The organism is Rhizobium indigoferae (assembly GCF_034554815.1).
In the GTDB taxonomy this organism is placed as follows: domain Bacteria; phylum Pseudomonadota; class Alphaproteobacteria; order Rhizobiales; family Rhizobiaceae; genus Rhizobium; species Rhizobium leguminosarum.
The window spans coordinates 1,843,578-1,867,191 of the sequence record NZ_CP140635.1 but is presented as its reverse complement, the minus strand read 5'-3'; the positions used below and the strand labels follow the sequence as shown (position 1 = coordinate 1,867,191).

The 23,614-nt window shown below is 60.8% G+C and carries 29 protein-coding genes and 1 pseudogene; 14 read left to right on the top strand and 16 right to left on the bottom strand.

What is annotated here, in order from left to right; genetic code table 11:
• Positions 1-31: 31 nt before the first annotated feature.
• On the bottom strand, positions 32-1,012 hold the full coding sequence (locus tag U5G49_RS09635) for a quinone oxidoreductase family protein (RefSeq protein ID WP_130716382.1): 981 nt from the start codon (positions 1,010-1,012) through the stop codon (positions 32-34).
• Positions 1,013-1,021: 9 nt separating this feature from the next.
• The gene (gene pcsA, locus U5G49_RS09630; RefSeq protein ID WP_018069600.1) at positions 1,022-1,750 is read right to left on the bottom strand and encodes a phosphatidylcholine synthase; all 729 of its coding nucleotides are present in this window, start codon (positions 1,748-1,750) and stop codon (positions 1,022-1,024) included.
• Between the two features lie 346 nt (positions 1,751-2,096).
• Here pcsA and U5G49_RS09625 point away from each other — a divergent pair, with 346 nt between their 5' ends.
• Positions 2,097-2,909 carry a ferredoxin--NADP reductase gene (locus U5G49_RS09625; RefSeq protein ID WP_018241987.1) on the top strand — a complete coding sequence of 271 codons (813 nt, stop codon included), beginning with the start codon at positions 2,097-2,099 and terminating at the stop codon, positions 2,907-2,909.
• 49 nt (positions 2,910-2,958) lie between these two features.
• Here the strand turns inward: U5G49_RS09625 and U5G49_RS09620 are convergent, their stop codons facing one another.
• The 7 genes from U5G49_RS09620 to U5G49_RS09590 all read right to left on the bottom strand — a co-directional run bounded on the left by U5G49_RS09620 (position 2,959) and on the right by U5G49_RS09590 (position 8,281).
• Positions 2,959-3,573: a GntR family transcriptional regulator gene (locus U5G49_RS09620; RefSeq protein ID WP_018241986.1), complete on the bottom strand. Its 615-nt coding sequence runs from the start codon at positions 3,571-3,573 to the stop codon at positions 2,959-2,961.
• A gap of 210 nt (positions 3,574-3,783) precedes the next feature.
• Entirely contained in the window at positions 3,784-4,143 is a 360-nt protein-coding gene (locus tag U5G49_RS09615) for a VOC family protein (RefSeq protein WP_193442194.1), read from the bottom strand.
• Positions 4,144-4,217: 74 nt separating this feature from the next.
• Positions 4,218-5,420, bottom strand: a complete 1,203-nt coding sequence (locus U5G49_RS09610) for an ABC transporter permease (protein WP_018241984.1) — start codon at positions 5,418-5,420, stop codon at positions 4,218-4,220.
• Positions 5,410-6,126 carry an ABC transporter ATP-binding protein gene (locus tag U5G49_RS09605; RefSeq protein WP_003539566.1) on the bottom strand — a complete coding sequence of 239 codons (717 nt, stop codon included), beginning with the start codon at positions 6,124-6,126 and terminating at the stop codon, positions 5,410-5,412. The genes U5G49_RS09610 and U5G49_RS09605 overlap by 11 nt, the downstream gene beginning before the upstream one ends.
• A 12-nt stretch (positions 6,127-6,138) precedes the next feature.
• Positions 6,139-7,431, bottom strand: coding sequence for an efflux RND transporter periplasmic adaptor subunit (locus U5G49_RS09600; protein ID WP_115157545.1), 1,293 nt, complete (start codon positions 7,429-7,431; stop codon positions 6,139-6,141).
• Positions 7,432-7,688: 257 nt separating this feature from the next.
• Positions 7,689-8,063 carry a GFA family protein gene (locus U5G49_RS09595; protein ID WP_131703134.1) on the bottom strand — a complete coding sequence of 125 codons (375 nt, stop codon included), beginning with the start codon at positions 8,061-8,063 and terminating at the stop codon, positions 7,689-7,691.
• A gap of 8 nt (positions 8,064-8,071) precedes the next feature.
• A complete protein-coding gene (locus U5G49_RS09590; protein WP_018241980.1) occupies positions 8,072-8,281 on the bottom strand; it encodes a hypothetical protein in 210 nt (69 codons plus the stop codon).
• Between the two features lie 379 nt (positions 8,282-8,660).
• Here U5G49_RS09590 and U5G49_RS09585 point away from each other — a divergent pair, with 379 nt between their 5' ends.
• On the top strand, positions 8,661-8,840 hold the full coding sequence (locus U5G49_RS09585) for a hypothetical protein (protein ID WP_027684747.1): 180 nt from the start codon (positions 8,661-8,663) through the stop codon (positions 8,838-8,840).
• A gap of 153 nt (positions 8,841-8,993) precedes the next feature.
• Here U5G49_RS09585 and U5G49_RS09580 read toward each other — a convergent pair whose 3' ends face one another.
• Entirely contained in the window at positions 8,994-9,548 is a 555-nt protein-coding gene (locus tag U5G49_RS09580; protein WP_131703133.1) for a cytochrome c, read from the bottom strand.
• 235 nt (positions 9,549-9,783) lie between these two features.
• On the opposite strand from U5G49_RS09580, the gene U5G49_RS09575 reads away from it, so the two are divergent.
• The 8 genes from U5G49_RS09575 (at position 9,784) to U5G49_RS09540 (ending at position 15,340) form a co-directional block, all read left to right on the top strand.
• A complete protein-coding gene (locus U5G49_RS09575) occupies positions 9,784-10,287 on the top strand; it encodes a cytochrome b (RefSeq protein ID WP_183620416.1) in 504 nt (167 codons plus the stop codon).
• A gap of 153 nt (positions 10,288-10,440) precedes the next feature.
• Entirely contained in the window at positions 10,441-10,854 is a 414-nt protein-coding gene (locus tag U5G49_RS09570; RefSeq protein WP_018445387.1) for a hypothetical protein, read from the top strand.
• Positions 10,855-10,947: 93 nt separating this feature from the next.
• The gene (locus tag U5G49_RS09565; protein ID WP_193442191.1) at positions 10,948-11,175 is read left to right on the top strand and encodes a hypothetical protein; all 228 of its coding nucleotides are present in this window, start codon (positions 10,948-10,950) and stop codon (positions 11,173-11,175) included.
• A complete protein-coding gene (locus U5G49_RS09560; RefSeq protein ID WP_193442189.1) occupies positions 11,172-12,638 on the top strand; it encodes a TolC family protein in 1,467 nt (488 codons plus the stop codon). The genes U5G49_RS09565 and U5G49_RS09560 overlap by 4 nt, the downstream gene beginning before the upstream one ends.
• A 13-nt stretch (positions 12,639-12,651) precedes the next feature.
• Positions 12,652-13,998: a multicopper oxidase family protein gene (locus tag U5G49_RS09555; protein ID WP_130716373.1), complete on the top strand. Its 1,347-nt coding sequence runs from the start codon at positions 12,652-12,654 to the stop codon at positions 13,996-13,998.
• Positions 13,999-14,030: 32 nt separating this feature from the next.
• Positions 14,031-14,510 (top strand): cupredoxin domain-containing protein, encoded by a 480-nt coding sequence (locus U5G49_RS09550; protein WP_130716372.1) that lies wholly within the window; start codon positions 14,031-14,033, stop codon positions 14,508-14,510.
• Positions 14,511-14,532: 22 nt separating this feature from the next.
• The gene (locus tag U5G49_RS09545) at positions 14,533-14,820 is read left to right on the top strand and encodes a copper-binding protein (RefSeq protein WP_130716371.1); all 288 of its coding nucleotides are present in this window, start codon (positions 14,533-14,535) and stop codon (positions 14,818-14,820) included.
• Positions 14,821-14,902: 82 nt separating this feature from the next.
• A complete protein-coding gene (locus U5G49_RS09540; protein ID WP_376766644.1) occupies positions 14,903-15,340 on the top strand; it encodes a DUF411 domain-containing protein in 438 nt (145 codons plus the stop codon).
• A 33-nt stretch (positions 15,341-15,373) separates the two neighbouring features.
• Here U5G49_RS09540 and U5G49_RS09535 read toward each other — a convergent pair whose 3' ends face one another.
• From U5G49_RS09535 to U5G49_RS09510, 6 genes and pseudogenes are all read right to left on the bottom strand, one after another.
• Entirely contained in the window at positions 15,374-15,742 is a 369-nt protein-coding gene (locus U5G49_RS09535) for a hypothetical protein (RefSeq protein WP_130716369.1), read from the bottom strand.
• A gap of 92 nt (positions 15,743-15,834) precedes the next feature.
• A pseudogene (locus U5G49_RS09530) lies at positions 15,835-16,212 on the bottom strand (EF-hand domain-containing protein); the annotation flags it as partial.
• A 69-nt stretch (positions 16,213-16,281) separates the two neighbouring features.
• Positions 16,282-16,911 carry a methyltransferase family protein gene (locus U5G49_RS09525; protein WP_246288694.1) on the bottom strand — a complete coding sequence of 210 codons (630 nt, stop codon included), beginning with the start codon at positions 16,909-16,911 and terminating at the stop codon, positions 16,282-16,284.
• 87 nt (positions 16,912-16,998) lie between these two features.
• Positions 16,999-17,706 (bottom strand): helix-turn-helix transcriptional regulator, encoded by a 708-nt coding sequence (locus tag U5G49_RS09520; protein ID WP_193442187.1) that lies wholly within the window; start codon positions 17,704-17,706, stop codon positions 16,999-17,001.
• Positions 17,703-18,635, bottom strand: coding sequence for an NAD(P)-dependent alcohol dehydrogenase (locus U5G49_RS09515; RefSeq protein WP_115157677.1), 933 nt, complete (start codon positions 18,633-18,635; stop codon positions 17,703-17,705). The genes U5G49_RS09520 and U5G49_RS09515 overlap by 4 nt, the downstream gene beginning before the upstream one ends.
• A 342-nt stretch (positions 18,636-18,977) precedes the next feature.
• On the bottom strand, positions 18,978-19,718 hold the full coding sequence (locus tag U5G49_RS09510) for an SDR family oxidoreductase (protein WP_193442185.1): 741 nt from the start codon (positions 19,716-19,718) through the stop codon (positions 18,978-18,980).
• A 479-nt stretch (positions 19,719-20,197) separates the two neighbouring features.
• Here U5G49_RS09510 and U5G49_RS09505 point away from each other — a divergent pair, with 479 nt between their 5' ends.
• From U5G49_RS09505 to U5G49_RS09490, 4 genes are all read left to right on the top strand, one after another.
• Complete coding sequence (locus U5G49_RS09505) at positions 20,198-20,578, top strand: DUF2255 family protein (protein ID WP_131704447.1); 381 nt, start codon at positions 20,198-20,200, stop codon at positions 20,576-20,578.
• Positions 20,579-20,670: 92 nt separating this feature from the next.
• On the top strand, positions 20,671-21,654 hold the full coding sequence (locus U5G49_RS09500) for an aldo/keto reductase (protein ID WP_193442183.1): 984 nt from the start codon (positions 20,671-20,673) through the stop codon (positions 21,652-21,654).
• A gap of 136 nt (positions 21,655-21,790) precedes the next feature.
• Positions 21,791-22,585, top strand: a complete 795-nt coding sequence (locus tag U5G49_RS09495) for a carboxymuconolactone decarboxylase family protein (RefSeq protein ID WP_193442181.1) — start codon at positions 21,791-21,793, stop codon at positions 22,583-22,585.
• Between the two features lie 133 nt (positions 22,586-22,718).
• A complete protein-coding gene (locus U5G49_RS09490) occupies positions 22,719-23,612 on the top strand; it encodes a LysR family transcriptional regulator (protein WP_018445401.1) in 894 nt (297 codons plus the stop codon).
• Positions 23,613-23,614 lie beyond the last annotated feature (2 nt).

The following is a 23,614-nucleotide window of genomic DNA, read 5'->3' as shown; positions in this document are numbered from 1 at the left end:
CATTTCTTCTGCCAACCGGTCCGTTCGGATCTCATGGAATTAGCAGCGTCGTTCCTGTTGTTTTTCTTGTTTCCAGATCCGCGTGAGCCTGCCCAACCTCACGTAACGGATAGGTTTGATTGATATTGATACGCACTTTGTTGCTTTGCACAATATCAAATAGCGCTTTCGCACTGTCGATCAGTTCCTGGCGCGCGGCGATGTAGGTGAAGAGCGTCGGCCGCGTCGCAAAGAGCGAGCCCCTCTGCGCCAGTGCCGCAAGGGTGAAATTCTCGATCGGCCCGGAGGATTGACCGAAGGAGGCAAAAAGGCCGCGCGGCTTCAGGCAATCGAGCGACTGTGGAAAAGTATCGCGGCCGATCGAATCATAGACGACATCGACGCCCTTGCCGCCGGTGATTTCGCGGACACGGCCGACGAAATCTTCGCTCTTGTAGTTGATCACATGGTCGTAGCCATGGGCGAGCGCCAGCCCGATCTTGTCTTCGGATCCCGCCGTGCCGATGACGGTGGCGCCGAGCGCCTTTGCCCATTGGCCGGCGATCAGGCCGACGCCGCCGGCAGCGGCGTGGAACAACAGGACCGTCTGCGGGCCGACCTTGAAGGTGCGGTTCAAGAGATATTCGGCGGTCATGCCCTTCAGCATCATCGCCGCTGCCGTTTCGAGTTCTATGCCGTCAGGCACAAGCACCAGATGCCGCGTCTCGATATTGCGTTCGGCGCTATAGGCGCCGTCGGCGCCGGCATAGGCGACGCGGTCGCCGACCTTGAAATCCTCGACGCCGGGGCCAACCGATGTCACGGTGCCGGCGCCCTCCTTGCCGGTGACGAAGGGCAAATGCGGGGTCTTGTAGGTGCCGTTGCGGAAATAGACGTCGATGAAATTGAGCCCGACCGCCGCCTGCCTGATCTGCACTTCGCCCGCCGAGGGTGGCGGAAGATCGATCTCGACATAGTCGAAAACCTCCGGCCCGCCCGTCCTCGAAAATGAAACCGCCTGCGTTTTGGTCATCTGCCTATCCTAAGCTTCGCGTCCAAGAGCGGGGAAGAATTGCAACACCGCGCCGATGACGTAAAGATAGATTCCGGTCACGATAAAGAGAATGAGCGCCCATTCGGGCGTGTCGAAATGCATCAGCAGCGAAAAAATCCCCAGCGCCGACCACAGGAAAAAGACGCCGAGGTTGAGCGGGCGCAGCCTTTTGACCCGGACCGGGTGGAGGAAATTGATCGGCAGGAAGGTCAGCACCACCGAGACGATGACAACAGTGAGCGCCGTCGTGGCGCTCGCATCGATGACGAACAGCGTGAAGACGATCATGTTCCAGACGACAGGGAAGCCGGAGAAGAAATACTCGTCCGTCTTCATGCCCATATCGGCATAGTAGATGGCGCTGGAGACGACGATCATGCCGGCGGCGACGAAGGACCAGGGCTCGCCGATCATGCCACTCTGATAGAGCGCGAAGGCCGGCAGAAGCACATAGGTGACGTAATCGATGATATTGTCGAGCGTATCGCCCGACCAGTTCGGCAGCACTTCCTTGACGCGCACCTTGCGGGCGATCGGCCCGTCTATGCCGTCAACCAGAAGGGCGAGGCCCAGCCACCAGAACATGTCGATGAAGCGGTGTTCGGCGGCGGCAACGACGCCGAGAAAGGCAAGGAAGGAGCCGGATGCCGTCAGGATATGGACGGAAAAGGCGCGCATCTCCGCGTAAGGAACACGCTTGTAGTTGAAAATCTTCATATTCCCCCGACCGCCCTATCGCGCTCGCCCCGGCAAGCATCTTTTTTTCGCCACCATCGCCGAACCCTGTTGCTGAATCGGGTTCGACGCCGTAGGTCTTTGTTGTCGCACCATTTTTGCCGAAAACCGGCATCCGTTTCCGGCGTGCTGCTCTAATATGCATCCTTTGCCGGGCTTCGCCAGCGGGAAATACGACATTCCCCGCCAGCCATTGAATCCTGACGATGACATGCATATTTCCCTTTAGAAGCGTCGCGTGGAATGGAATGCCTTTAATTCCGGCCCGATTTGTAATATCTCGCTCGCATCCGACTGTTCATCCGACGAAACGGGATCCGCTACCGAAATGAACGCGCCTGCAAAGACCGAAGACTTCGCCTTGTCCATCCCCGCCGGCGTCTATGCCGAGACGGTGCTCGATGTCACGCACTATACGGACCGGCTCTTCCGCTTCACGATGACCCGGCCGCAGGGCTTCCGTTTCCGTTCCGGCGAATTCGCGATGATCGGCCTGATGGTCGAGGGCAAACCGGTCTTCCGCGCCTATTCGATCGCCAGCCCCGCCTGGGCCGAAGAGCTTGAATTCTTCTCGATCAAGGTGCCGGACGGTCCGCTCACCTCACATCTGCAGGCGATCAAGCCGGGCGACCAGGTGCTGATGCGCAAGAAGCCGACGGGCACGCTGGTGCTCGACGCGCTGACGCCCGGCCGTCGTCTCTACATGTTCTCGACGGGAACGGGCATTGCGCCTTTCGCCAGCCTGATCCGCGACCCCGAGACCTATGAGAAGTTCGAGGAAGTCATCCTCACCCATACGACACGTGATGTCGCCGAGCTGAAATATGGCTTCGACCTCGTGCACGAGATTCAGAATGACGAGCTGCTGAAGGAAGTCGTCGGCGACAAGCTGCGCCACTATCCCACAGTCACGCGCGAGGATTTCGAATATCGCGGCCGCATCACCGACCTGATCTCCTCCGGCAAGCTGTTCACCGATCTCGGCGTGCCGCCGCTCGATCCGGAAATCGACCGCGGCATGATCTGCGGTTCCTCGGCGATGCTGAAGGATACCAAGGAACTGCTCGAAAAGGCCGGCCTCGATGAAGGCGCCAACAGCAAGCCCGCCGAATTCGTCATCGAGCGCGCTTTCGTCGGCTAAAGCATTTGTGACAATCAGACCTGTGGCGGCTCCGGAAACGGAGCCGTTTCTATGTCTGGCTGAGGTAATCGATCAGCACCGCCATGGCGGCGCGCGCCTCATCCGGCCTGCCTTGATGGATGGCGCGGATGACGGCGACGTGCAGCGCGATGGCGCGATCCGTGCGCTCCGGGCTTGCCTTGGAGTACCAGAGGCGACGTGAATGCGTCTGCACCGGGCCGAGTGCTGCCGTGATGAAGCCGTTCGGGCAGGCATCCTCAAGGATTTCGTCGAAAGCCTTGTCGGCGGCGAAGAAGCCGGCGAGATCGCCGGTGACGGCGCATTCCTCCATCGCGCGGGCGCAGTCGTTGAGTCGCGCGCGCTGATCGTCGCTGGCATGTTCGGCGACCAGGCTTGCCGCGATCGGCTCCAACTCACGGCGCACTTGCATGACGTTGCCGTGATCGTCCGGTGCGATTTCGGCCACCTGCAGCCCGACGCGCGGCTTGACCAGGATCAACCCCTGCCAGGCGAGCTTCTGGATCGCCTCGCGCACCGGCGTACGCCCGTGGCCGGCCATATCGATCAACTGCTTTTCGGTGACGAGCGCGCCGGGCTTCAACGCCAGCGTCACGATCAGATGCTCCAGAGCGAGATAGGCAAGATGGCTTTGTGACGTCTGCATGCGGAGATCCGTCGCCTGAAACTGATATATCACATTGTCGCACGGTCAAAAACCGAAGACAAGGCGGCACTGAATATCAGAATAGAGACAGATAGATAAAAAAGGCGAGGCTGCTGAAAACCAGCGAGGCATTGACGTCTGCGCCGCGAAGGCTCACCCGCCCCGATCTACAGGGGCATTTCGCGTCGGCTGCTTCATCAGGCCGGCAGATCACCGCTTGCGGAACGCCCGGCTGGAATCCGAGATCGAATTTTGACACGGGTCTTTTGCATTGGCGAACAAATAACCGTCAGCTTTATGGATAGGACCGAACTCCAGCCCATTCTCCGCGCATCGCCTGCAAAAGGCCTCGACATCCTCTACGTCGAAGACCAGCTTGACGATGGATTGACCGCTCCGCTGCCCCTTGGCGGCCCGGTGCAACATAATGTTCGCACCGCCGTCCTGGGCGATGAGTTCAATGATCCTGTCGCCAGGCAGGCTGGTCGCCTTGAAACCAAAGTGCTTCTCATAAAAGCGCGCCGTTTCCTCGACATTCCCAGCGTAGATCACCAGTCTGTTGAGCGGCATGATGCCAGCCTCCGATAGCGCTTGCGTTCGATTAACAGGAGTAGAGGGACATCAAGCGTTTTGCCACGGCGCATTTATTCGTGTCGCAGCGCCTCGATGGGGTTCAACTGCGCTGCCCTTCTCGCCGGGAAATAGCCGAAGATCATGCCGATCGCCGCGGAGAACAGGAAGGCGACGGCGACCATCAGGGGGCTGAAGACGAAGGGCACTTTCAGGAGCGTTACAGCGCCGAAGCCGAGGCTCAAGCCTAGCACGATTCCGGTGATGCCGCCGAACAGCGACAGTGCCACCGCTTCGACCAGGAACTGGGTGAGCACCTGGCTTTCCAGCGCGCCGATCGCCAGGCGGATGCCGATCTCGCGGGTGCGCTCGGTGACGGAGACCAGCATTATGTTCATGATGCCGATGCCGCCGACGAGCAGGCTGATCGCAGCGACGGCGCCGAGCAGGCCGGTCAGCAGCGTCGTCGTGCCGGTCATCGCTTCGGCGATCTGGGTCATGTCGTTGACGTTGAAATCGTCCTGGCGGCCGGGCACGATCTTGCGGCGCTCGCGCAGGAGATTTTCGACATCGGACTGCACCTTGGCTGTGGAGACGCCGTCGCGCGCCGAGATGATGATCTGCGGCACGTTGCTGTTGCCGCTGATGCGCCGCTGAAACACCTTGACCGGCATGATGACGACATCGTCCTGGTCGTTGCCCATGCCGGACTGACCACGCTTGGCAAGCACGCCGATGACGGGGCATGAGACCTTGCCGACGCGGATCTGCTGGCCTGTGGGGTCGGCGCTGCCGAAGAGCTGCGAGCGCACCGTCTCGCCGATGATGCAGCGCGCCTGGCCGCGTTCCTCGGCCGGCAGGAAATTGCGGCCGAGCGCCAGATTCCAGTCCTGTGCGATGAAATAGTCATTCGTGGTGCCGGAGACACTGGTCGAATGGTTCTGGCCGCCGAAAATCACGGTCGCTGTGGACTGGTTGAGCGGTGCCACGGCCCTGAGGCCGCCGATCTGGTCGCGGATAGCCGCGACGTCCTTGACGCTGAAGCGCTTGGCCTCGGAGCTCGCCCGGCCGGGGCCGAACTGGCCGGGGCGGACGAACAGCATGTTGGTGCCGAGCCGCGACAGCTCGGTCGAGACCTGTGCAGTCGTGCCGTTGCCGATCGTCACCAGCGCGATCACAGCGGCAACGCCGATGACGACACCAAGCACGGTCAGGAACGAGCGCAGCATGTTGCGGCTGATGGCCCGCAGCGCCAGCTTCAGCGTCTCAAAGAACATGATCCGCCCTCCTCCGGTGCTCGACTTCAGTCTCCAGCTTGCCGTCGACGAAACGCAGCAGCCGCTGGGCATAGGCGGCGATATCGGGCTCATGGGTGACCATGACGATGGTGATGCCCTGCTCGCGGTTCAGCCGCGTCATCAGATCCATGATCTCGACGCTGGTCTTGGTGTCGAGATTGCCGGTGGGCTCATCGGCGAGGAGCAGCGCCGGCTCGGTAACGATGGCGCGGGCGATAGCGACGCGCTGCTGCTGGCCGCCTGACAGTTCCTGTGTTTTGTGATGTTCGCGCCCGGTGAGGCCGACCAGCGCCAGGGCTTCGCGGGCCCGCTCGCGCCGCTCGCGCACCGCCATGCCGCGATAGATCAGCGGCAGCTCGACATTTTCGACGGCCGAGGTGCGCGACAGGAGGTTGAAGCCCTGGAAGACGAAGCCGAGCATGTGGCGGCGCAGCAGCGTCAGCTGGCTGCGGTCGAAGCCGCTGGTCGGAATGCCTTCGAAAATGTAGTCGCCGGCGCTCGGCACGTCGAGGCAGCCGAGAATATTCATCGCCGTCGACTTGCCGGAGCCAGACGGCCCCATGATCGCGACGAATTCATGGGCGTTGATCGCAAGGTCGACGTGGTCGAGCGCGCGGATCGCCGCCTCGCCCTCGCCGTAGATTTTCGAGACCTGTCTGAATTCGATGAGCGGCGGGCTTGCCATCCGTCTCTCCGCCTAGTTCGCACGCGTCGTGGCGTCGGTCACCAGTGCGTCGTTTTCCTTGATGTCGCCGGAGACGACCTGGGTGAACTGGCCGTCGGATGAGCCGACCTGGATGACAACAGGCGCCGGGCGACCGTTGCGCAGCACCCAGACACGGCGCTCAGCGCCCTTCAGCGCCGGGCCGGCATTGTTGTTGCGCTGGCGTGGCGGGCCGAAGATGCCGAAAATGCCGCGGCCGCGCCTTTCGGCCTGCGCCGGGGCGTAACGCAGCGCGGCGTTCGGCACCATCAGCGTATCCTTGACGGCCTCGACGGTGACGTCGGCCGTCGCCGTCATGCCGGGGCGCAGCAGCAGATCGGCATTGTCGACGGATAGAACCGCCTTATAGGTCACGACATTGTTGACCACCTCGGAAGCGAAGCGGATCTGCTCGATCTCGGCGGGAAAGGACCGGTCGGGATAGGCATCGACTGTGAATTTCGCCTTCTGGCCGACGGCGATCTGGCCGACATCGGCCTCGTCGACATCGACCTGCAGCTCCATCTTCTTCAGGTCGCCGGCGATGGTGAAAAGGATCGGCGCCGAAAGCGAGGCTGCGACCGTGGCGCCCGGATTGACGGAACGGGTGAGGATGACGCCGTCGATCGGCGATATGATCTTCGCCTTGGCGAGATTGACTTCGGCGAGCTGCAGGTCGGCCTCCGAGGCGAGGACCTCGGCCTCATTGATCTGTTTGGCGGCGACGGCGGAATCATATTTGTAGCTGGCGTCGTCGAGGCTCTGCTGGGTCGAGACGTTACTCCTGACCAGGCTCTTCAACCGCTCGAGCGATGTGCCTGCCGATTGCATATCGGCATTGGCCTTGACGACGTTCGCCTTGGCCGAATTGAGCTTGGCGCGCGAACTCTTCACATCCGCCTCGAGCTTGTTGGTATCGAGGAGAGCGAGCACTTCGCCTGATTTGACCGTGCTGTTGTAATCGACATTGACGTCGCGAACCGTGCCGGAAAGCTCGCTCGATATATCCACCTGCTCGGTCGGCTGCACGGAGCCGGTGGCAGTGACCAGCACCGTCAGGTCGCCGCGTTTTGCTGGCTGGGTGTCATAGCTCAATTCGCTTTGCCCACGACCCATGTAGAAATAAGCGGCGACTGCGGCAGCAGCGATGAGGATCAGCAGGATGATCAGGCGTCCGCGCCAGCGGCTGCGCTTGCCCTGCCGTCCCGAAGCCGCAAGGACTGCGGCGAGATTGGACGCTGCGCCTGTCTTTGCTCCGGTTTCGCTGCCGCTTACGATTTTGTTCATGTCGTCCTCAATCAGTCAGTGGCCGCTTGCGGCCTCTGCGGCGAAATAATCACAACGCAGATGAACCGGCGATTAGCACTGCCGCCGAACTGGCACGGAATTGCAGATGGGTGAAATGAAATATTGGTAAGGAAAGTCAAGTTTCGGTGCGACTGAGCATGTCGCGCAAAACTGTGCAGCGGTTTTGCGATCACGACATGCGGAAAATCAAAGATCTAAAGCGCGGCAAGCTCGATCGCGACGCGCTTTAGCGCCGGTCAGTTCGCATCCTCGGCAAATTGGGCCGCGCCGTGCAAGGGATGCAGCCATGGTTCACGCCGCTTGATCCAGACCTCATAGCTAGGCGCAAGGTCGGTCGGTGGAGTGTCTAGGGACCCCAGGCGGAGTTCCGCCTCATCTTCCCGGAGGCAGAAAAGCCTGCCGCCGCAGACGGGGCAAAAGCTGCGGCCGGCGAATGTGGCGATCTCGCCGCTGTGGGAGAAAGCCTGACGCGGCCAGACCGCGAAGAAGACGAAGGCGGAGCCGCTCGATTTGCGGCAATCGGCGCAGTGGCAGAGGCCGGTGCGAAGCGGCTCGCCTTCCACCCTGTAGGCGACCGCCCCGCAAAGGCAGCTTCCGGTTCGGATCCCCATGGCGCCCGTCAGGCGTCGAGATTGGTCGGCAGGCCCGGTGGGCGCCGCTTTGCCGCCATCAACAGGTCGAGTTCGGTGGCGGACGGGCCGAACTTCTCGTAGAGGCGCTTTGCCTCCTTGTCGTCGAGCCGATATTTCCTGGCAAATTCGCCGATGCTATAGGGGCGGCCACGCAACACTCTCCGCGCCGGGGTCGCCGTATTCGGTGCGTCGGTCATGGTTTTCTCCTTTTCGTCAGGTACCCTTTAAGCTAGAGCGACCCGTCGATTTGGAAAGAGCCCGTAAGCCGCATAGCGGCTTCCGGCATGGATGGATGCGGTTGTTTTCCTGGAACCTTTTCGTCGACATGCGTATTTTTTGATCGAGGTTGCGGGCCGCGCCAAGCGGACGCGGCGATGCTGGAGAACATCGGGGGTTTTCCGCTTTCTCCCGGTGGCCAACGCAGTGGCAGGCGAGCTCCCTACCCGCCCGGTTCGCTTCCTCATCCTGTTGTTTTCGAGCGGAGATCACGAAATATTAAAATGCGGAACGCATGCGCCGGAGCGAGGTTTTCCCATTGAGGCGACGTGGCTTCGTTCAACAACCAAGGAGAACCGCATGGCAAACCAAGGTGGATCCCATGAACAGCACGTCAAGGCTGGGCAGCAGAGTCACAAGAACGACTCCGATGCCCGCGACGCCTCAGCCGGCCGCGACGCGCAGTCCAGCGGAACCCGCGGCGGCAGCCAAGAACAGCATGTAAAGGCTGGTCAACAAAGCCACAAGAACAGCCACTAAAGCTGCTCTGATATGAATTAGGCTCGCGCGTCGGCGCGGGCTTTTCTTTGTCGAGTCACTACGACTAGGGATCGACCGCTGCCGGGAAGCCGATCTGTCCTCAATCAGTATTCGGGCGTGTTGCACGTAGACGCGTCCCGCGAGTGGCCGCCGTCATTCCATCCTGAACCGGCTGTGGCAGGTCGCGCAGGTCTGCAGCATGAGGTGGAACGTGTGTTCCGCCGGCATCGCCGATAGCTCGTGCTCGTTGCGGACGTGAGTGCCGAAAGGACCACCACCCATAGCCTCTCCGGGCTTCATGCGCATGCTGGCAGTCATCGGCCCGGGGTTCTTTTGCGCGGCGGCATCCAGCGCGACGGCGTAGTCGCGCAGGTCGTTGGCGATGCGGTCGAACCGGTCGCGCTCATTAAGAATGTTCGGTCCGGCCTTCGACTGCCGACTATCGGTCGCGGACGCGAAATGTGCAGAGAGAACGCCTCCAGACTTGTCGCGGATGGTGTCGGCCGCCCATTGGAACTCGCTGGCCTTGTAGGTCGTCGAATCCTTGAACATGCCGGAGATCGTCTTTGCCGCTGCGGCCATGGCTTTCATGTCCGCCTGCCGAATCGCGACGATGTCCTCCTCGGCGGAAACCATGGCCGCCGTCATCAGGACCGCCGCCATGAAGGCAAACAGTCCGAATTTGCTGGTGTCAGCTGTTAATCTCATCGACGAAGCCGTCTGGATTTGGTGACCATGATGCTGCACGGATATCCGATGCCGTGACCGGATATCCGTCTTTATCTGGGCAGCAAGAGGGCGGATGCGCGCCCGTCAGGCGGCGGGCGCATTCCCAGCTTCCAATCGGCGGTTGATCTGCAGCACGTAGATCTTCTTGCAACCGAGCGATGAGAAAGCATTAACTGTCGCCGGTTAGTCTGCGCCTCTCGCTCGGAGAGGATCGATGAAGAGTGGCTACTCGCTCGCCCAGATAGGACTCCACTGGCTCGTCGCCTTCATGGTGCCGGTTCAGTATCTGACCGGCGGCAGCATCGAGAGAACCCACCACGCCGTCCACATGGGTCTCACACCGTCCTATTGGGACGTCGTCCAGCACCAGCTTCACAACTATGCAGGAATGGTGATCGGCCTGCTGATGGGCGTGCGGCTAGTTCTTCGTCTCCTTCAACCGCCCGAAACCAGCGGGCCGAATTTATGGGCCGGGCGAGCCGCGAAGGCGCTTCACTACGGCTTCTACGCCGCAATCATCGGACAGGCCTGCATGGGGTTCGTCGCGAGCTATCTCTCGTTCGCCATCGCGCCGTATCACGTGATCGGGTCGAAGATTATCTTGGCGATGGTCGCGCTGCACCTCGCCGCAGCGGCCTGGCACACGCTGGTCGCCCGTGACGAGACAGTCGACCGCATGGTGTTCTCGCGCCGGAAGCAGTCATCCGAGAATTTCTAGAGTGGCCAGCGTCAGCACGACATAGCGGCCGGTCTTGGCGGCGAACACAGGAATCGTGAACGGGATGATGTTCGTGCCACATAAAGGACTCGAACATTGACGACAGGTGAGTTGCAATTGAAATCGAGCTGCTTTGCATGTAGTTCGAGGGGCATGGGCAAGATGTACCGAATCGCAATGAGCAGGCTGCTCGTGATGATGCGGCTGGTGATTATCGTATCACTGGCGGGGTACTCGCTGTCGAACGCCAGCGCCGCCATGCATGGCTCCTCGTTCCCCGAAATGGCAGCGGCCGTGTCAGAAACCGATGCCATGCAGCATCACGATGGCCATGACATGACGAAGATGGCTGTACATGACCACTCCCAAGGCGAGGCCAGCGGTGACGCCGATGGCGTATCGAAGCCCGTCAAGCAAGAGTGCTGCAAGGATTTCTGTGGCGGGCTCGGCATTATTTGTGAAGGCCAGGACGTCGGCGGACCTGTCGTAACCTCGATCCGGCAGTTCATCGACGACCGGACGACCCTTGGCGAACTGCCGACCCTCAACCGTCCCCCGAATATCTGAATAGAGACGCACCCGCTTGATCGGGTCTAGTCGGACGCTTGCCTGTTTCTGGGCGAGCGCGCCGTAGGCTATCTCCTATTCGGATATTTCAAAATGAAACCCTCGCTTTTCGTGGTGGGGCTGCCGCTTGTTGCCGGTGGCTGCGCATCCACGCTTCCTCCCGACGTGCTGGCATTTCCCACCGCGGTCATTCAGCCGTCCGCGCTTCCGCCGGCATACAGGTCGCCGATCACAGGCTACGTCGCCCGCCAGCCGGTCGATCCCAAACCCTGGCGCAGACAGAACGATCTGCAGTCTCCTATGAATGGAGATGGCTCATGATCGGCACCACAAGACTGATCGCGGCGCTGGCATTCCCGCTCGCGTTGAGCGGCTGCGTTACAGGCGCCGACTATTCCCGCAATGAGGCGGGCTTCACCTCCGTTGCCAACAAAACCGCTACGGTCACGGCGAAAGAGACCGTCTGGATCCAAAACCAGAACCAGGCCCGATCGGCGGCCGCGCAGGTTAAAGGCCTGCTTGCTCGAACGAAGCCTCTCGACGTCGAGACGGCCGTCCAGATCGCGCTGCTCAACAACAAGGGCCTCCAGGCCGCCTATGCCGATCTGGGCGACAGCGCCGCCGACGCCTGGCAGTCGACAATGTTCATCAATCCGACCGTCTCCATCGGCACGACAGGCATGGGGACGCCGGAGCTGGGGGCGTTCAAAACGATCGAAGGGATGATCACGACGAACATCCTGGCGCTCGCGACGAGGAACCGGGAGGTGGCGATCGCCGACACCCGCTTCCGCCAGGCGCAATTGATCGCGGCGGTGAAGACGCTTCAGGTCGCCGCTGATACCAGGCGCGCCTGGATTAGCGCGGTCGCGTCATGGGAGAATGTCGGGCAGCTCCAGCACGCCCAGGCGGCTGCCGACGCAGCCTCGGAACTCGCCGAGAAACTCGGCGAGACAGGCGCGATGGCCAAGGGCGCCCAGGCCCGTGAACATGTCTTTGTCGCCGAACTCGCCGGAGAAACGGCGAAGGCCCGGCTGGCGGCCCGTCTTGCCAAGGAGGAGTTGACGCGGCTGATGGGTCTCTGGGGCTCCGATCTGGACTACCGGGTCCCGAACAACCTGCCGCCGCTCCCCAAATCCGTCGTCAGACGCGACACCATCGAGGCCGAAGCCCTTAGGAACCGCATCGACCTGCAGATCGCTAAGCTCGACCTTGAGGCCACGGCCAGATCCTACGGCCTCACCGAGGCGACGCGCTATGTCAGCGACCTCGAGATCCTGACCGGTTTCGAAACGGAACGCGAAATCGAGGACGACGAGACGAAAACGAGGACCACTGCGCAAGTCGAGCTTGAGTTCGCCATCCCGATCTTCGACACCGGCAAGGCCCGGATGCGCAAGTCCGAGCTGGCCTACATGCGGGCGGCGAACCTTTTGGCTGAAAAAGCCGTCAACGTCCGCTCGGAAGCACGCTCCGCCTACGAGGCTTACCGCTCGCACTACGATATCGCGCGGCACTACCGCAACAACGTCGTGCCGCTGCGCACCAGGGTCGAGGAGGAATCCCTGCTGACCTACAACGGCATGATCTCGAACACCTTCGAGCTGCTGACGGACACCCGCGACAAGATCAACTCCACCCTGCTTTCCGTCAACGCGAAGCGAGATTTCTGGCTGGCCGAAGCCGATCTGGCGCCTGCGATCTACGGCGGCGGCGCCACGAAGGCGGCGGCAGAGACCGAGGTCGCCGCTGCTTCCGAAAGCAGCGCTGGCGGCGGTCATTGAGAAAGGACACACCATGTTCAACAGACGACAACTTTTTGGCGCCAGCGCTGCTCTCCTCACCACAGCCGCCTGGACGAAGACATCGGCAATGGGTCTGCCCGAGGCCCCGACGATGGAATCGGCTGACATGCAGCCGCCGCTCCTCCCTACCTCCGGCCCTGAATACCAGCCGGTCGTCACCCTGAACGGCTGGACCCTGCCGCACAGGATGAACAATGGCGTCAAGGAATTCCACCTCGTCGCCGAACCGGTCGAACGCGAGATGGCAGACGGCATGACCGCCTATCTGTGGGGCTACAACGGACAGTCACCGGGACCGACGATCGAGGCTGTCGAGGGAGATCGCGTCCGCATCTTCGTCACCAACAAGCTGCCCGAGCACACGACGATCCACTGGCACGGCATGATCCTGCCGTCGGGCATGGACGGCGTCGGCGGCCTGACGCAGCCGCATATTCCAGTCGGCAAGACCTACGTCTACGAGTTCGACCTCGTGAAATCCGGCACCTTCATGTACCACCCGCATTCCGATGAGATGGTGCAGATGGCCATGGGCATGATGGGTTTCTTCGTGATCCATCCGAAAGATCCCAAGTTCATGCGCGTCGACCGGGACTTCGTCTTCCTGCTCAACGCCTACGACATCGACCCCGGCTCCTACGTGCCGCGGATCATGGAGATGACCGACTTCAACATGTGGTGCTGGAACAGCCGCGTGTTCCCGGACATCAGCCCTCTTGTCGTGTCCAGGAATGACCGGGTACGCGTCCGCGTCGGCAACCTGACGATGACCAACCATCCGGTCCACATGCATGGCTACGATTTCGAAGTGACCTGCACCGACGGCGGCTGGGTGCGGCCGGAAGCGCGGTGGCCGGAGGTGAGCATCGACATCCCCGTCGGCGCGATGCGTGCCTACGAGTTCGACGCAAAGTATCTCGGCGACTGGGCGATCCACTGCCACAAATCGCACCACACGATGAACGCCATGGGTCACGACATTCCAACCTTCATCGGCGCGGACAAATCGAAGGTCGCCGAGAAGATCAGGAAGCTGCAGCCGGAATACATGCCCATGGGCACCAAGGGCATGGCCGACATGGGCGAAATGGAAATGCCCATCCCCGAGAACACCGTTCCGATGATGACCGGCTGGGGACCGCATGGTCCGATCGAAATGGGGGGCATGTTCTCGGTCGTCAAGGTCCGCGAGGGGATCTCGGCAGACGATTACTCAGATCCCGGCTGGTACGAAAACCCGCCCGGAACGCAGGCCTGGGAGTGGACCGGAGAACTTCCGGACGCGACCAAGGCCAAAGACGCGGAAACGCAAATCACGCCGAAGCCGACAAACGGCTGAGGTCCAATCTCAACATCGAAAGGGAATTACGGATGAAGAATTATCTCATGGCACTGGCCCTCGCAGCACTCGCGTCGCCAGCACTTGCCTCAGGCAACCACGCCGGCGGCCATGGCGAGAAGATGGCCATCGGAGAACCCGGCGACAAGGCCAAGGCGACGCAGACGATCCGCGTCACGATGAAGGAAACCGACGACGGGAAAATGTTGTTCACCCCCGCCGTCTTCAACGTCCGAAAAGGGCAGACGGTCAAGATCGCGATCAAGAATGCCGGAACCGTCGACCACGAATTCGTGCTCGATCAGGAAGACAAGATCCTGGAGCACAAGAAGGTCATGGAGAAGTTCCCGGAAATGGAACATGCCGACGCCAACTCCATCCGTCTTCCGGCCGGCCAATCCGGCGAGATCATATGGAAGTTCACCACCGACGGCGAGTTCAAGTTCGCCTGCCTGATCCCCGGCCACTACGAGGCCGGTATGCACGGCGACGTCACCGTCGCTGGCAAGTAACCCGCAAAAAGGAGCCACAAGCATGAAAACCGCAATGATCAAAATCGGCGTAGCCGCCCTGCTTTCCGCCAGTGCGGCCTTCGGTGCGTTCGCTGAGGAATTCACCAAGGGTATCGTCAACAAGGTCGACACAAAGGCAAAGAAGGTCACCATCAAGCATGAGGACCTGAAGAACCTCGACATGCCGGCGATGACGATGGTCTTCCGGGTCGAAGACCCGGCTCTGCTCGAAAGACTGAAGGAAGGTTCGAACATCGAGTTCGTTGCCGAACGCGTGAATGGCAAGTTGACCGTCACCGAAGTAAAATAGCGGCCCCCTGCCGCCCGGGTCGATCCGGGCGGCAGGACATCGAGGAGCGCAGACGATGCACGGAAGAAGAAGTTTCATTGCAATGGCGAGCTCTGCCCTGGTGTTCCTGAGCGGAAATGCCCGTGCCACGGCTCCGGCAAAAATGACCGTCTATAAGGACCCGAATTGCGGTTGTTGCCACGAATGGGCGAAAGCAATGGCAGAGGCAGGTTATTCCGTCGATCTCCACAACACCGACGACCTTGCCGCAGTCAAGGCACGGCTTCGCGTGCCTGCCGAAATGGAAGGATGCCACAGCGCTGTCGTCGAGGAATACTACCTTGAGGGACATGTTCCGCTCGAGGCTGTGCACCGCCTGCTCCGAGAGCGGCCGCCGGTCCGAGGGCTGGCCGTGCCGGGGATGCCGCCCGGCTCGTTGGGAATGGGTGTCGATCCGGCCGCGGTCTATGACGTCTATGCGATCCCCTCGGGAACCGGCGCGCCATACGTGTTCATGGAGGTCCGCCCCCGGAAAAGCTGACGCTCGATCGATCAAGCCACGCTGAGCTGCCGCTCAGGAAACCGGAGCGGTGCAGAGCGCCGCCCAGAGATCGTGCTTCCAGTCCGTTCCCGGCCGCGTCGACAGGTCGATCACATAGTCGGCGGAATTGATCCGCACCATGGCGGGCGCAACGCAGCGCACGCTCGCCTGGTGTCTTCCCCCGTCCCGATAGAGCACCGTCCCGTCACCGTCGAATTCCGACAACGTGATGACTACATCGAAATCAAAGGCGCGATCGCGGGCGGGACCGCCCTCTGCCAGACTGAGGCTGACCGACCGGCTGCCGCCGAACGAAGCGGTGTGGAAAATGGCGAGCTCGGACGCCGCCGCCGTCGATGCGGATTGCGCGCAAAGGATCAGACACAGAAGGACTCGGCGCATTTACCCCTCCCGTGGTCAATGCATTGCGATCCTATCATATCCTCGGCGGCTCCGCGACTATTCGCAGAGCCGAGGCTGGATCCCAGGCCCCGCTACGGCCGCATGAACGCCTGCAATTCGTCGGTCGTGACCTTGCCGTCGTTGTTCGCGTCCACGCTGTTGAATATCCGCTTGTGGATCGCCGTCACCTCCTCGAAGGACAGCGCGCCGTCTCCGTCGGCGTCGGCGACCGCGAACATGATTTTCATCATGTGTCCGCGCATCGACATCATCGGCATGCCGCCCATCATGCCGGACGGCATCGTCAAGTTCGCCCCATCACTCTGTCGGGTATCATGCCGGATCCGCCGGGCATGGCTTCCTGGCCCTGCCCCATGGTTCCGTCGTCAGCGTCGGACGGCTGGCTTGCCTGCGCCGATGTCGCAGGATGATGGGGGGTCGGCGTCGTTTGTCTGCGCGAGCGCGAGACCAGCTCTCGCAGCCTATCAGGACAGGCGCCGCCCGTCCTCGCCGAAGAGGTGCTGTTCACACAGTCACTTTCAAGGAACAATAATAGCCATGGCTAGAAAGCCGCTTTCTCGAAGGTATTCGACCAGTTCGGAAAATGGGATCATGGCGATGGTGAAGAGAGAATCTCTTGATGTCACCAGCAGCGCCCGGTTGGAAATCACCGGAGCCTGCCCCCACTCAAAGTTGGAGAAATTGGGCCAGAACAACGGTGTGCGCCGGGCGTATTCCGCATATGGCTCAGCGAAGAGGTGAGACAAATATACAGCCTCCCGCTTCGCCGTATATCTGAACACAAGATAGGCGAGCAGCGTGAAAATTGCGGTGATAAGCAGACTTCCAAACACCAGGCAGACGCCGCTGATCGTGCAGAGCGAAAAGAGATAAAGAGGGTTGCGCGTGATCGAATAGGGTCCCTGGGTCACAAGCGCGGAATTCTTTCGACCTCCAATATAGATGGTCGCCCAGATTCGTCCGATTATGCCAAAAGCGATCAACAATGTTCCAAACTGAGCGAGCAGTGTGAGAAAAAGGCTTTCAGGTCCGAAGCCCGGATGCGCGATGAGCTGGAAGGTGACAAAGGCAACGGTCAGCACCCAAAAGGCCCAAATTCGCCGCTTCTGCTTGAAGGGGCGGTCGGAGGAAGTCGTATAAGCCATCATTATTTCCGATCTCTATAAAGTCTTCGAAACGCTCTGCAGGCATGCCTGCAGAGCGAGGTTAAATTCGGGGGCCGAGGCAACAATCAGCTATCCGCAATCCCTCTGTTTGCAGGGATGCTTTTCCTGAGCGCGCCACTCCTTGACGAGTTGGCGGCGGTTTCCCGGATAGTGATCGTCCAGGAAACTGACGGTCATGACGTGGTCAGCTTGGAAAATGCGAAAGTCGCCCAGCAATTCGCACCAACCCGCGATAAATCGCTGTGAATCAATGAATCCCAGCATGATTGGCCATATGTTCCTTTCGGACACAGCCCCGCTTTGATCTGCGTGCGTGATGCGGATCTTTCGCTGCTCGCGCATCGCTCGCCTGACCTGCGCCAGATCAAGCACCGATGAACCTTTTTCAGAACGACCAACAAAGAACGTGTTGTCGTCCAAGCCCCGTCGCAGGTCAGGGGGAAGCACACCGCCGATTTTTGCGAGCGCGTTTTGAACAGCGTGCGCCAAAGCATCGTCTGTGTGCCGACTAACCCACTGCGCGCCAGCGACAAGCGCCTGGATCTCTTCTTCCGTGAAAGACAGAGGCGGCAAAAGGAAACCCGGCTGCAGTATGTAGCCGACCCCGGGCTCTCCATCGATATCCGCGCCCATGGCCTGCAGCGTCACGATGTCACGACGGATGGTCCGCAGCGAAACGCCGAGCTCGCGCGCAAGCGTCAAGCCGGCCACCGTTCCGCGGTGACGACGAAGAACTTGCATCAGGTCAAATAATCGATGGCTTCGTGACACGCTCACTCCATCGTGACGAGGGCTTTTCCGGCGAGCTTCCGTCCGGACTCAAGAGCCGTGATGAGTGGAATGGCTTCGCTGAGAGGCACGATCTCGGCGATCGGAAGGCGAAGATTTTCGTCCTTGGCGGCACGAGCGATTCTATCGAGAATCTCGGACCTCGGTGTGCACACCACAACCTTCAGTCTTCGGTTGAACATCGACCGAATGAATTTCCCTGGCGTGGGATTGAGGTCGACGAACCGGCCATTCTGACGCAAGAGCCCAAGCCCCACGGCGTCCGTCATCGTCGCAGCCGTGTCGTAGACCACATCGAAACGCTCGCGAACCGTCGACAAATCAGTTGTCCGATAGTCGAACACGGTTTGAACGCCGAGGGCCCGCGCCCGTTCCGTCGCCACAGCGCTGCAACTGCCCGAGACCTTTGCGCCCAGAATCTGCGCGATCTGCACAGCCGCTTCGCCCACCGCACCGGTACAGCCATTGATGAAGACGTGCTCGCCGGCAGTCAGCTTCGCTTTGTCGACCAGCCCGTTCCAAGCAGTGGCTCCAGGCGTCCCGAGACAAGCCGCCTCCTCAAACGAAACGGTGTCGGGCTTCTTGGCCAAGAAGCTGTCCTTGGTGACGACAGCCTCTCCCAAGGCCCCGCTCTCCTTGAACCGGGCAAGACCGAACACGGCATCGCCGATCTTGAAGCGCGTCACCCCTTCACCGACCGAAATGACCGTCCCGGAAATATCCATCCCCATTGCACGAGGAAAAGCCCTTCCCGTAACGATCTTCATCCGTCCCGCCCGCAGCTTCCAATCGATGGGATTGATCGCTGCGAACTTGATCTTGACCGCAACTTGTCCTTTACCCGGCGAAGCCAGTTCGAACTCCTCTAGCCGCATCAGATCGGGGCCGCCGTACTGGTGATATTGAATGCGTTTCATGGTGGGCCATTCTTCCTGTTTTGCTGAAGGCACGATTGTGACAGTGGCAGCCGCCGCGAGCCTGGGCAGCGCCAGCGGCCCGATGACCAGGCGACCTCCCTGCCCGCGTTTGACGGGGATGCTTGGGGATCGCATGGACATCCGCGGAGGCAATTTCCGGCGTCGCCGCGAAGTCTGATGACCATGGCTTTCCTGAATTCCGTCACGTCGATGCAGGTTAGACCACCACGGTGCCAGATTCTGGCACCATCGTTGGTGTGACGTCGTCCGCTTGGAGATCTAGCGGCCGAGCAGCGATCTTCGGGAGGGATGGCCGCGACCGGTCACTGCAATCCACAGCCATCAGGAGCGGCTGTTCATGCGCTCGAACAGGGCTTCACCCATCCGGCGTGTGTCGGCGGAGATGCCGACGAGGATCTCATCCTTATCCGCTTCAAGCTGCGCCAGCGCATCGGCAGCGAACTCTTCCGAGGAGACCATCATGCGGCTTGCGGTGCCTTCGCTGCGCGTACCACCGCCGAGAGCGGTATCGACGATCGGTGGCGCGACCTCGATCACCCGAATTGCGGTCGATTTCAACTGATGGCGCAGGCTGAGCGTAAAGGAGTGGATCGCGGCCTTCGTGGCGCAATAGACCGGCACATCGGCCATCGGCGAAAAAGCGAGGCCCGAGCTGACGTTGATGATGAACGCATGTTCTTGCTGCCGCAAGGTAGCGAGCAGCTCAGCGATCAGATGGATCGGCGCCGTAAGATTGATCGCCACTTCCTGATCAAGAGTGTCGATCGCCGGATCGGTATTGAAATCGCGCCGATGCTGAACGCCGGCGTTGTTGACGACGACGTTGAGTGCCGGATTCTCCGCCTTCAGCCATTCGACCATAGAATGGCGGCTCTCGCCGTTGGCAACGTCGCAAATGCGGGTGATCAGCGCAGGCACGTCCTCCTGTGCCTTCCGGAGCGCGGCTTCACTTCTACCGCAAATGATGACGTGATTGCCCTTTTCGGAAAGGCGCCGCGCGAGCGCAAAACCGATGCCGGTTGCGCCGCCAGTAATGAGAATTGTGTTTCCTGTGAGCTTCAAGGTCGTCCATCCTTCCAACAGTTGAGAAGGTGCGCCGACGATGACGTGGTTATCAGCGGACACACCTTTGCGACCGGCAAGCCGGTCTCGGGTGTCGCGGATACCCTTGGAGGGAGAATTGCCGTCCCTTGAGACGGCGACCGGGCTACCATCCGGTCAGCACTCTTTCGACAGGCCGTTCGTAGCAGAATGCCGATCATACCGCAATCAGTCGCCATGTTCCCTCCCACCGGGTTACGCCGCTCGTTGACGTGAGCTGATGACGGATGTGCGTTTCGCCCACCTTTTCAGCAGAGCGCCGTAAGAGCAAAAGGCTGCGTCGCAGGCCGAACCTCCACCCGTGACCTGCATTGATGATTCACGCTCATAAGTTCATGCGATTTGCGGCGCCTAATCATGGTTGGGTACGCGCTCTATATTCAGAACATGAGATCGGGAAACGGTACCACGACTGTAGCCAAACTGAGCGGAGAGCGACGATGAACTGGTCGGATGACGAGCTTAGCAAAATCGATCAGGCCAACGATTTGAAAATCGCACCGTTTCGCGAAGATGGCGCCACCTATGGAACCCCGACCTGGATCTGGGAGGTCGTTGTCGATGGCGGGCTCTATGTACGCGGCTACCATGGCCAGAAGTCCCGATGGTATCAGGCGGCGGTCCACCAGAAGGCCGGACGGATCATTGCCGCCGGGATGACGCGCACGGTCGCCTTCGAGCCTGTGGACGGCCCGATCAACGATCGCATCGACGACGCCTACCGCGCCAAATACCGCAAGAGCCAGTATCTACCGCCAATGGTCAGCGCCCGAGCACGCGCGGCAACCGTCCGGATCACGCCACGCGACGAAAATACCTGACGGCGGTCGGATCGCATGAGATCGGCATGCGATCGCCTCAGGGCGCGCGTCGTCGATAGGTCTTCAAATCAACCTGAAAAGAGGAGAAGCAAATGATCAAGCGCACACTCGGCCAGGGCCTGGAGGTCTCCGCTTTGTCACTGGGCGCCATGGGCTATGGCAAGGCCCGCGAGCTTCCCGACCGGGCCGAGATGATCAACCTGCTTCGCACCGCTGTCGAACACGGCATGGATTTCTTCGACACCGCTGAAGTCTACGGCCCCTGGACGAACGAGGAGATGGTGGGCGAGGCGCTTGCTCCGGTTCGCGACAAGGTCAAGATCGCCACGAAATTCGGCTGGGCCATCGACCAGGAGACGGGCAAGCACCGCGGTGGCGTCAACAGCAAGCCGGCGCAGATCCGCCGTGCCATCGAGGGCAGCCTGAAACGTCTGCGTGCCGAACACATCGACCTCTACTACCAGCACCGGGTCGATCCAGACGTGCCGATGGAAGATGTGGCCGGGACGGTCGAGGAGCTGATCGCCGAGGGCAAGGTGCGGTGGTTCGGCCTGTCGGAAGCCGGTGCCCAATCGATACGCCGGGCGCATTCGGTACAGCCGGTTGCCGCGCTGCAGAGCGAATATTCCTTGTGGACCCGCGAGCCGGAAGCCGAAATCATCCCGACGATCGAGGAACTCGGCATCGGGCTCGTGCCTTTCAGCCCTCTCGGCAAGGGATTTCTGACCGGCAAGATCGACCTCAACACCACATTCGACAGTTCCGATATCCGCGCGGGAATCCCCCGCTTCTCCGAGACAGCGCGTCTTGCCAATCTGAAGCTGGTGGAGCTGATCGGCAAGATCGGCGAGAAGCATGGTGCGACGCCGGCGCAGGTCGCGCTAGCCTGGCTGCTGGCGCAGAAGCCCTGGATTGTTCCGCTGTTCGGCACACGCAAGCTCGAACGGTTCGAGGAGAATATCGGGGCGCTGAACGTCACCTTGGACAAGGCCGATCTTGACGAGATCGAGCATGCCAACATCGTCATTCAGGGAGCTCGTTACCCCGAAGAAATGCTGCGCCGATCCGGTCTCTAGCGTCACATTCTGCAGCAGCCGATACCACAAGCCCCCTGCTTCGACGCTGACGACGGCGCTTTGCAGCTTTCGTCGTTGCGCCGTTACAGGCCCAGTCCAAGCGATGCCAGAACAAGCAAGTTGGAAGGATATCATCATGAAACGAATTTTGGCCGCCACGGCAATCTCGCTCACGATGGGCGAGCCTCTCATGGCCCAGGAAGGAAGTGGAGGCGGAGCCATGCCGGCAAGTGCTTCATCGTTGTCGGTCAGCGATATCCAGACCGTATCCCCGGCTCTTGGCCGATACGCTGAAGAGGACGTGCTCGGAAATCTGTGGCAGCGGCCGCAACTGTCACGCCGCGATCGCAGCATCGTCACGCTCGCCGTTTTGATAGCCCGAAACCAGGCAGTCGATCTGAAGCACTACCTCGACGTCGCTCTCGATAACGGGGTGACCCCGACGGAGGTCTCCGAGATCATCACGCATCTGGCTTTCTACGCGGGCTGGTCGAACGCGATGTCGGCAGTCGCCGCGACCAAGGACGTTTTCAAAGACCGGGGCATCACGGCCGACCAGCTGCCTGCGTCCTCTCCGCAACTGCTGCCGCTCAACGAAGAGATCGAGCGCCAACGCGCCACCGGCGTCGAGAAGAATGTCGGCCCGATCTCTCCGGGGCTGGTGCAGTTTACGACCGACCCGCTGTTCCTCGATCTCTGGCGGCGGCCGGGGCTTGCACCGCGAGACCGCAGCCTTGTGACGGTCAGTTCGCTGATCGCATCGGGCCAGAGCGCCCAGATCACCTATCACCTTAACCGCGCCATGGATAACGGCTTGACCGCCGACGAAGCCGGCGAGGTCGTTGCCCATACGGCGTTCTACGCCGGCTGGCCGAACGCCTTCTCTGCGTCGCCGGTTGTCGGGGAGGTGCTGCGCAGCCGGGCGAAGTGAAGCTCCGGCCTGCAGCAAAAGCACGCCGGTGCGGCGCAAAGGGGTCCGGCGTTCTTGCTGCTTCAGGGTTGATTGCTACCATTTCATAGGCAGGCGTTTATGATGGGCGTCGGTCTATGAGGAGGAATCATCAGTGGAGCGCCAGAATATCAATGACCTGATGGTGTTCCTGGTGGTTGCGAGGGAGCGCAGTTTCACCAAAGCCGCCGCCAAGTTCGGCGTCTCGCAGTCGGCGCTGAGCCATACGCTCCGTCAACTTGAGCAGCGGCTGGGTGTGCGCCTGCTGACGAGGACGACGCGTAGCGTCTCGCCGACCGAGGCCGGCGAACGGATGCTGCAGAGCATCGGTCCGCTTTTCGACGAGATCGGATCTGCGCTCGATGGGCTCAACATTCTTCGGGACCAGCCGGCCGGAACCGTCCGCTTGACCGCCGGCGACTATCAGATCCAGTGCTACATATGGCCGAAGCTTCGAACCTTTCTCCAACAATATCCCGACATCAGGCTCGAACTGGACGTGAACTACGGTCTGCAGGACATCGTCAGTGAAGGCTATGATGCCGGCGTGCGCTTCGGCGAACAGATCGCCAAGGACATGATCTCGGTGAGGATCGGGCCGGATGTCCGTTTCGCCGTCGTCGCCGCAGAATCCCATTTTGCCTCACGCGATATTCCAAGACATCCGAAGGACCTGATGCAGCACAGGTGCATCAATCTGCGCCTGCCCACCTATGGCGGTCTTTATGCCTGGGAGTTCGAAGAGAACGGCCGCGAGATCAAGGTTCGGGTGGACGGGCAGCTGGTCTTCAACACGATCTACAACGTTCTTGAGGCGGCTCTCGACGGCTTCGGCTTCGCCTATGTCCCGGAAGATATCGCCAAGCTCCATCTCGGAACCGGTCGCCTCCAGCGGTTTCTGGAGGATTTTTCTCCCTATTGGGAGGGCTTCCATCTCTACTACCCAAGCCGACGCCAGTCTTCGCCCGCCTTTTCTCTTCTCGTGAACGCGTTGCGTTATTCAACGTGAGC

Excerpts from the sequence above, each read along its gene's own strand:
- U5G49_RS09635 (WP_130716382.1), bottom strand. The coding sequence starts at position 1,012 with ATGACCAAAACGCAGGCGGTTTCATTTTCGAGGACGGGCGGGCCGGAG.
- pcsA (WP_018069600.1), bottom strand. The coding sequence starts at position 1,750 with ATGAAGATTTTCAACTACAAGCGTGTTCCTTACGCGGAGATGCGCGCC.
- U5G49_RS09625 (WP_018241987.1), top strand. The coding sequence starts at position 2,097 with ATGAACGCGCCTGCAAAGACCGAAGACTTCGCCTTGTCCATCCCCGCC.
- U5G49_RS09620 (WP_018241986.1), bottom strand. The coding sequence starts at position 3,573 with ATGCAGACGTCACAAAGCCATCTTGCCTATCTCGCTCTGGAGCATCTG.
- U5G49_RS09615 (WP_193442194.1), bottom strand. The coding sequence starts at position 4,143 with ATGCCGCTCAACAGACTGGTGATCTACGCTGGGAATGTCGAGGAAACG.
- U5G49_RS09610 (WP_018241984.1), bottom strand. The coding sequence starts at position 5,420 with ATGTTCTTTGAGACGCTGAAGCTGGCGCTGCGGGCCATCAGCCGCAAC.
- U5G49_RS09605 (WP_003539566.1), bottom strand. The coding sequence starts at position 6,126 with ATGGCAAGCCCGCCGCTCATCGAATTCAGACAGGTCTCGAAAATCTAC.
- U5G49_RS09600 (WP_115157545.1), bottom strand. The coding sequence starts at position 7,431 with ATGAACAAAATCGTAAGCGGCAGCGAAACCGGAGCAAAGACAGGCGCA.
- U5G49_RS09595 (WP_131703134.1), bottom strand. The coding sequence starts at position 8,063 with ATGGGGATCCGAACCGGAAGCTGCCTTTGCGGGGCGGTCGCCTACAGG.
- U5G49_RS09590 (WP_018241980.1), bottom strand. The coding sequence starts at position 8,281 with ATGACCGACGCACCGAATACGGCGACCCCGGCGCGGAGAGTGTTGCGT.
- U5G49_RS09585 (WP_027684747.1), top strand. The coding sequence starts at position 8,661 with ATGGCAAACCAAGGTGGATCCCATGAACAGCACGTCAAGGCTGGGCAG.
- U5G49_RS09580 (WP_131703133.1), bottom strand. The coding sequence starts at position 9,548 with ATGAGATTAACAGCTGACACCAGCAAATTCGGACTGTTTGCCTTCATG.
- U5G49_RS09575 (WP_183620416.1), top strand. The coding sequence starts at position 9,784 with ATGAAGAGTGGCTACTCGCTCGCCCAGATAGGACTCCACTGGCTCGTC.
- U5G49_RS09570 (WP_018445387.1), top strand. The coding sequence starts at position 10,441 with ATGGGCAAGATGTACCGAATCGCAATGAGCAGGCTGCTCGTGATGATG.
- U5G49_RS09565 (WP_193442191.1), top strand. The coding sequence starts at position 10,948 with ATGAAACCCTCGCTTTTCGTGGTGGGGCTGCCGCTTGTTGCCGGTGGC.
- U5G49_RS09560 (WP_193442189.1), top strand. The coding sequence starts at position 11,172 with ATGATCGGCACCACAAGACTGATCGCGGCGCTGGCATTCCCGCTCGCG.
- U5G49_RS09555 (WP_130716373.1), top strand. The coding sequence starts at position 12,652 with ATGTTCAACAGACGACAACTTTTTGGCGCCAGCGCTGCTCTCCTCACC.
- U5G49_RS09550 (WP_130716372.1), top strand. The coding sequence starts at position 14,031 with ATGAAGAATTATCTCATGGCACTGGCCCTCGCAGCACTCGCGTCGCCA.
- U5G49_RS09545 (WP_130716371.1), top strand. The coding sequence starts at position 14,533 with ATGAAAACCGCAATGATCAAAATCGGCGTAGCCGCCCTGCTTTCCGCC.
- U5G49_RS09540 (WP_376766644.1), top strand. The coding sequence starts at position 14,903 with ATGGCGAGCTCTGCCCTGGTGTTCCTGAGCGGAAATGCCCGTGCCACG.
- U5G49_RS09535 (WP_130716369.1), bottom strand. The coding sequence starts at position 15,742 with ATGCGCCGAGTCCTTCTGTGTCTGATCCTTTGCGCGCAATCCGCATCG.
- U5G49_RS09525 (WP_246288694.1), bottom strand. The coding sequence starts at position 16,911 with ATGATGGCTTATACGACTTCCTCCGACCGCCCCTTCAAGCAGAAGCGG.
- U5G49_RS09515 (WP_115157677.1), bottom strand. The coding sequence starts at position 18,635 with ATGAAACGCATTCAATATCACCAGTACGGCGGCCCCGATCTGATGCGG.
- U5G49_RS09505 (WP_131704447.1), top strand. The coding sequence starts at position 20,198 with ATGAACTGGTCGGATGACGAGCTTAGCAAAATCGATCAGGCCAACGAT.
- U5G49_RS09500 (WP_193442183.1), top strand. The coding sequence starts at position 20,671 with ATGATCAAGCGCACACTCGGCCAGGGCCTGGAGGTCTCCGCTTTGTCA.
- U5G49_RS09495 (WP_193442181.1), top strand. The coding sequence starts at position 21,791 with ATGAAACGAATTTTGGCCGCCACGGCAATCTCGCTCACGATGGGCGAG.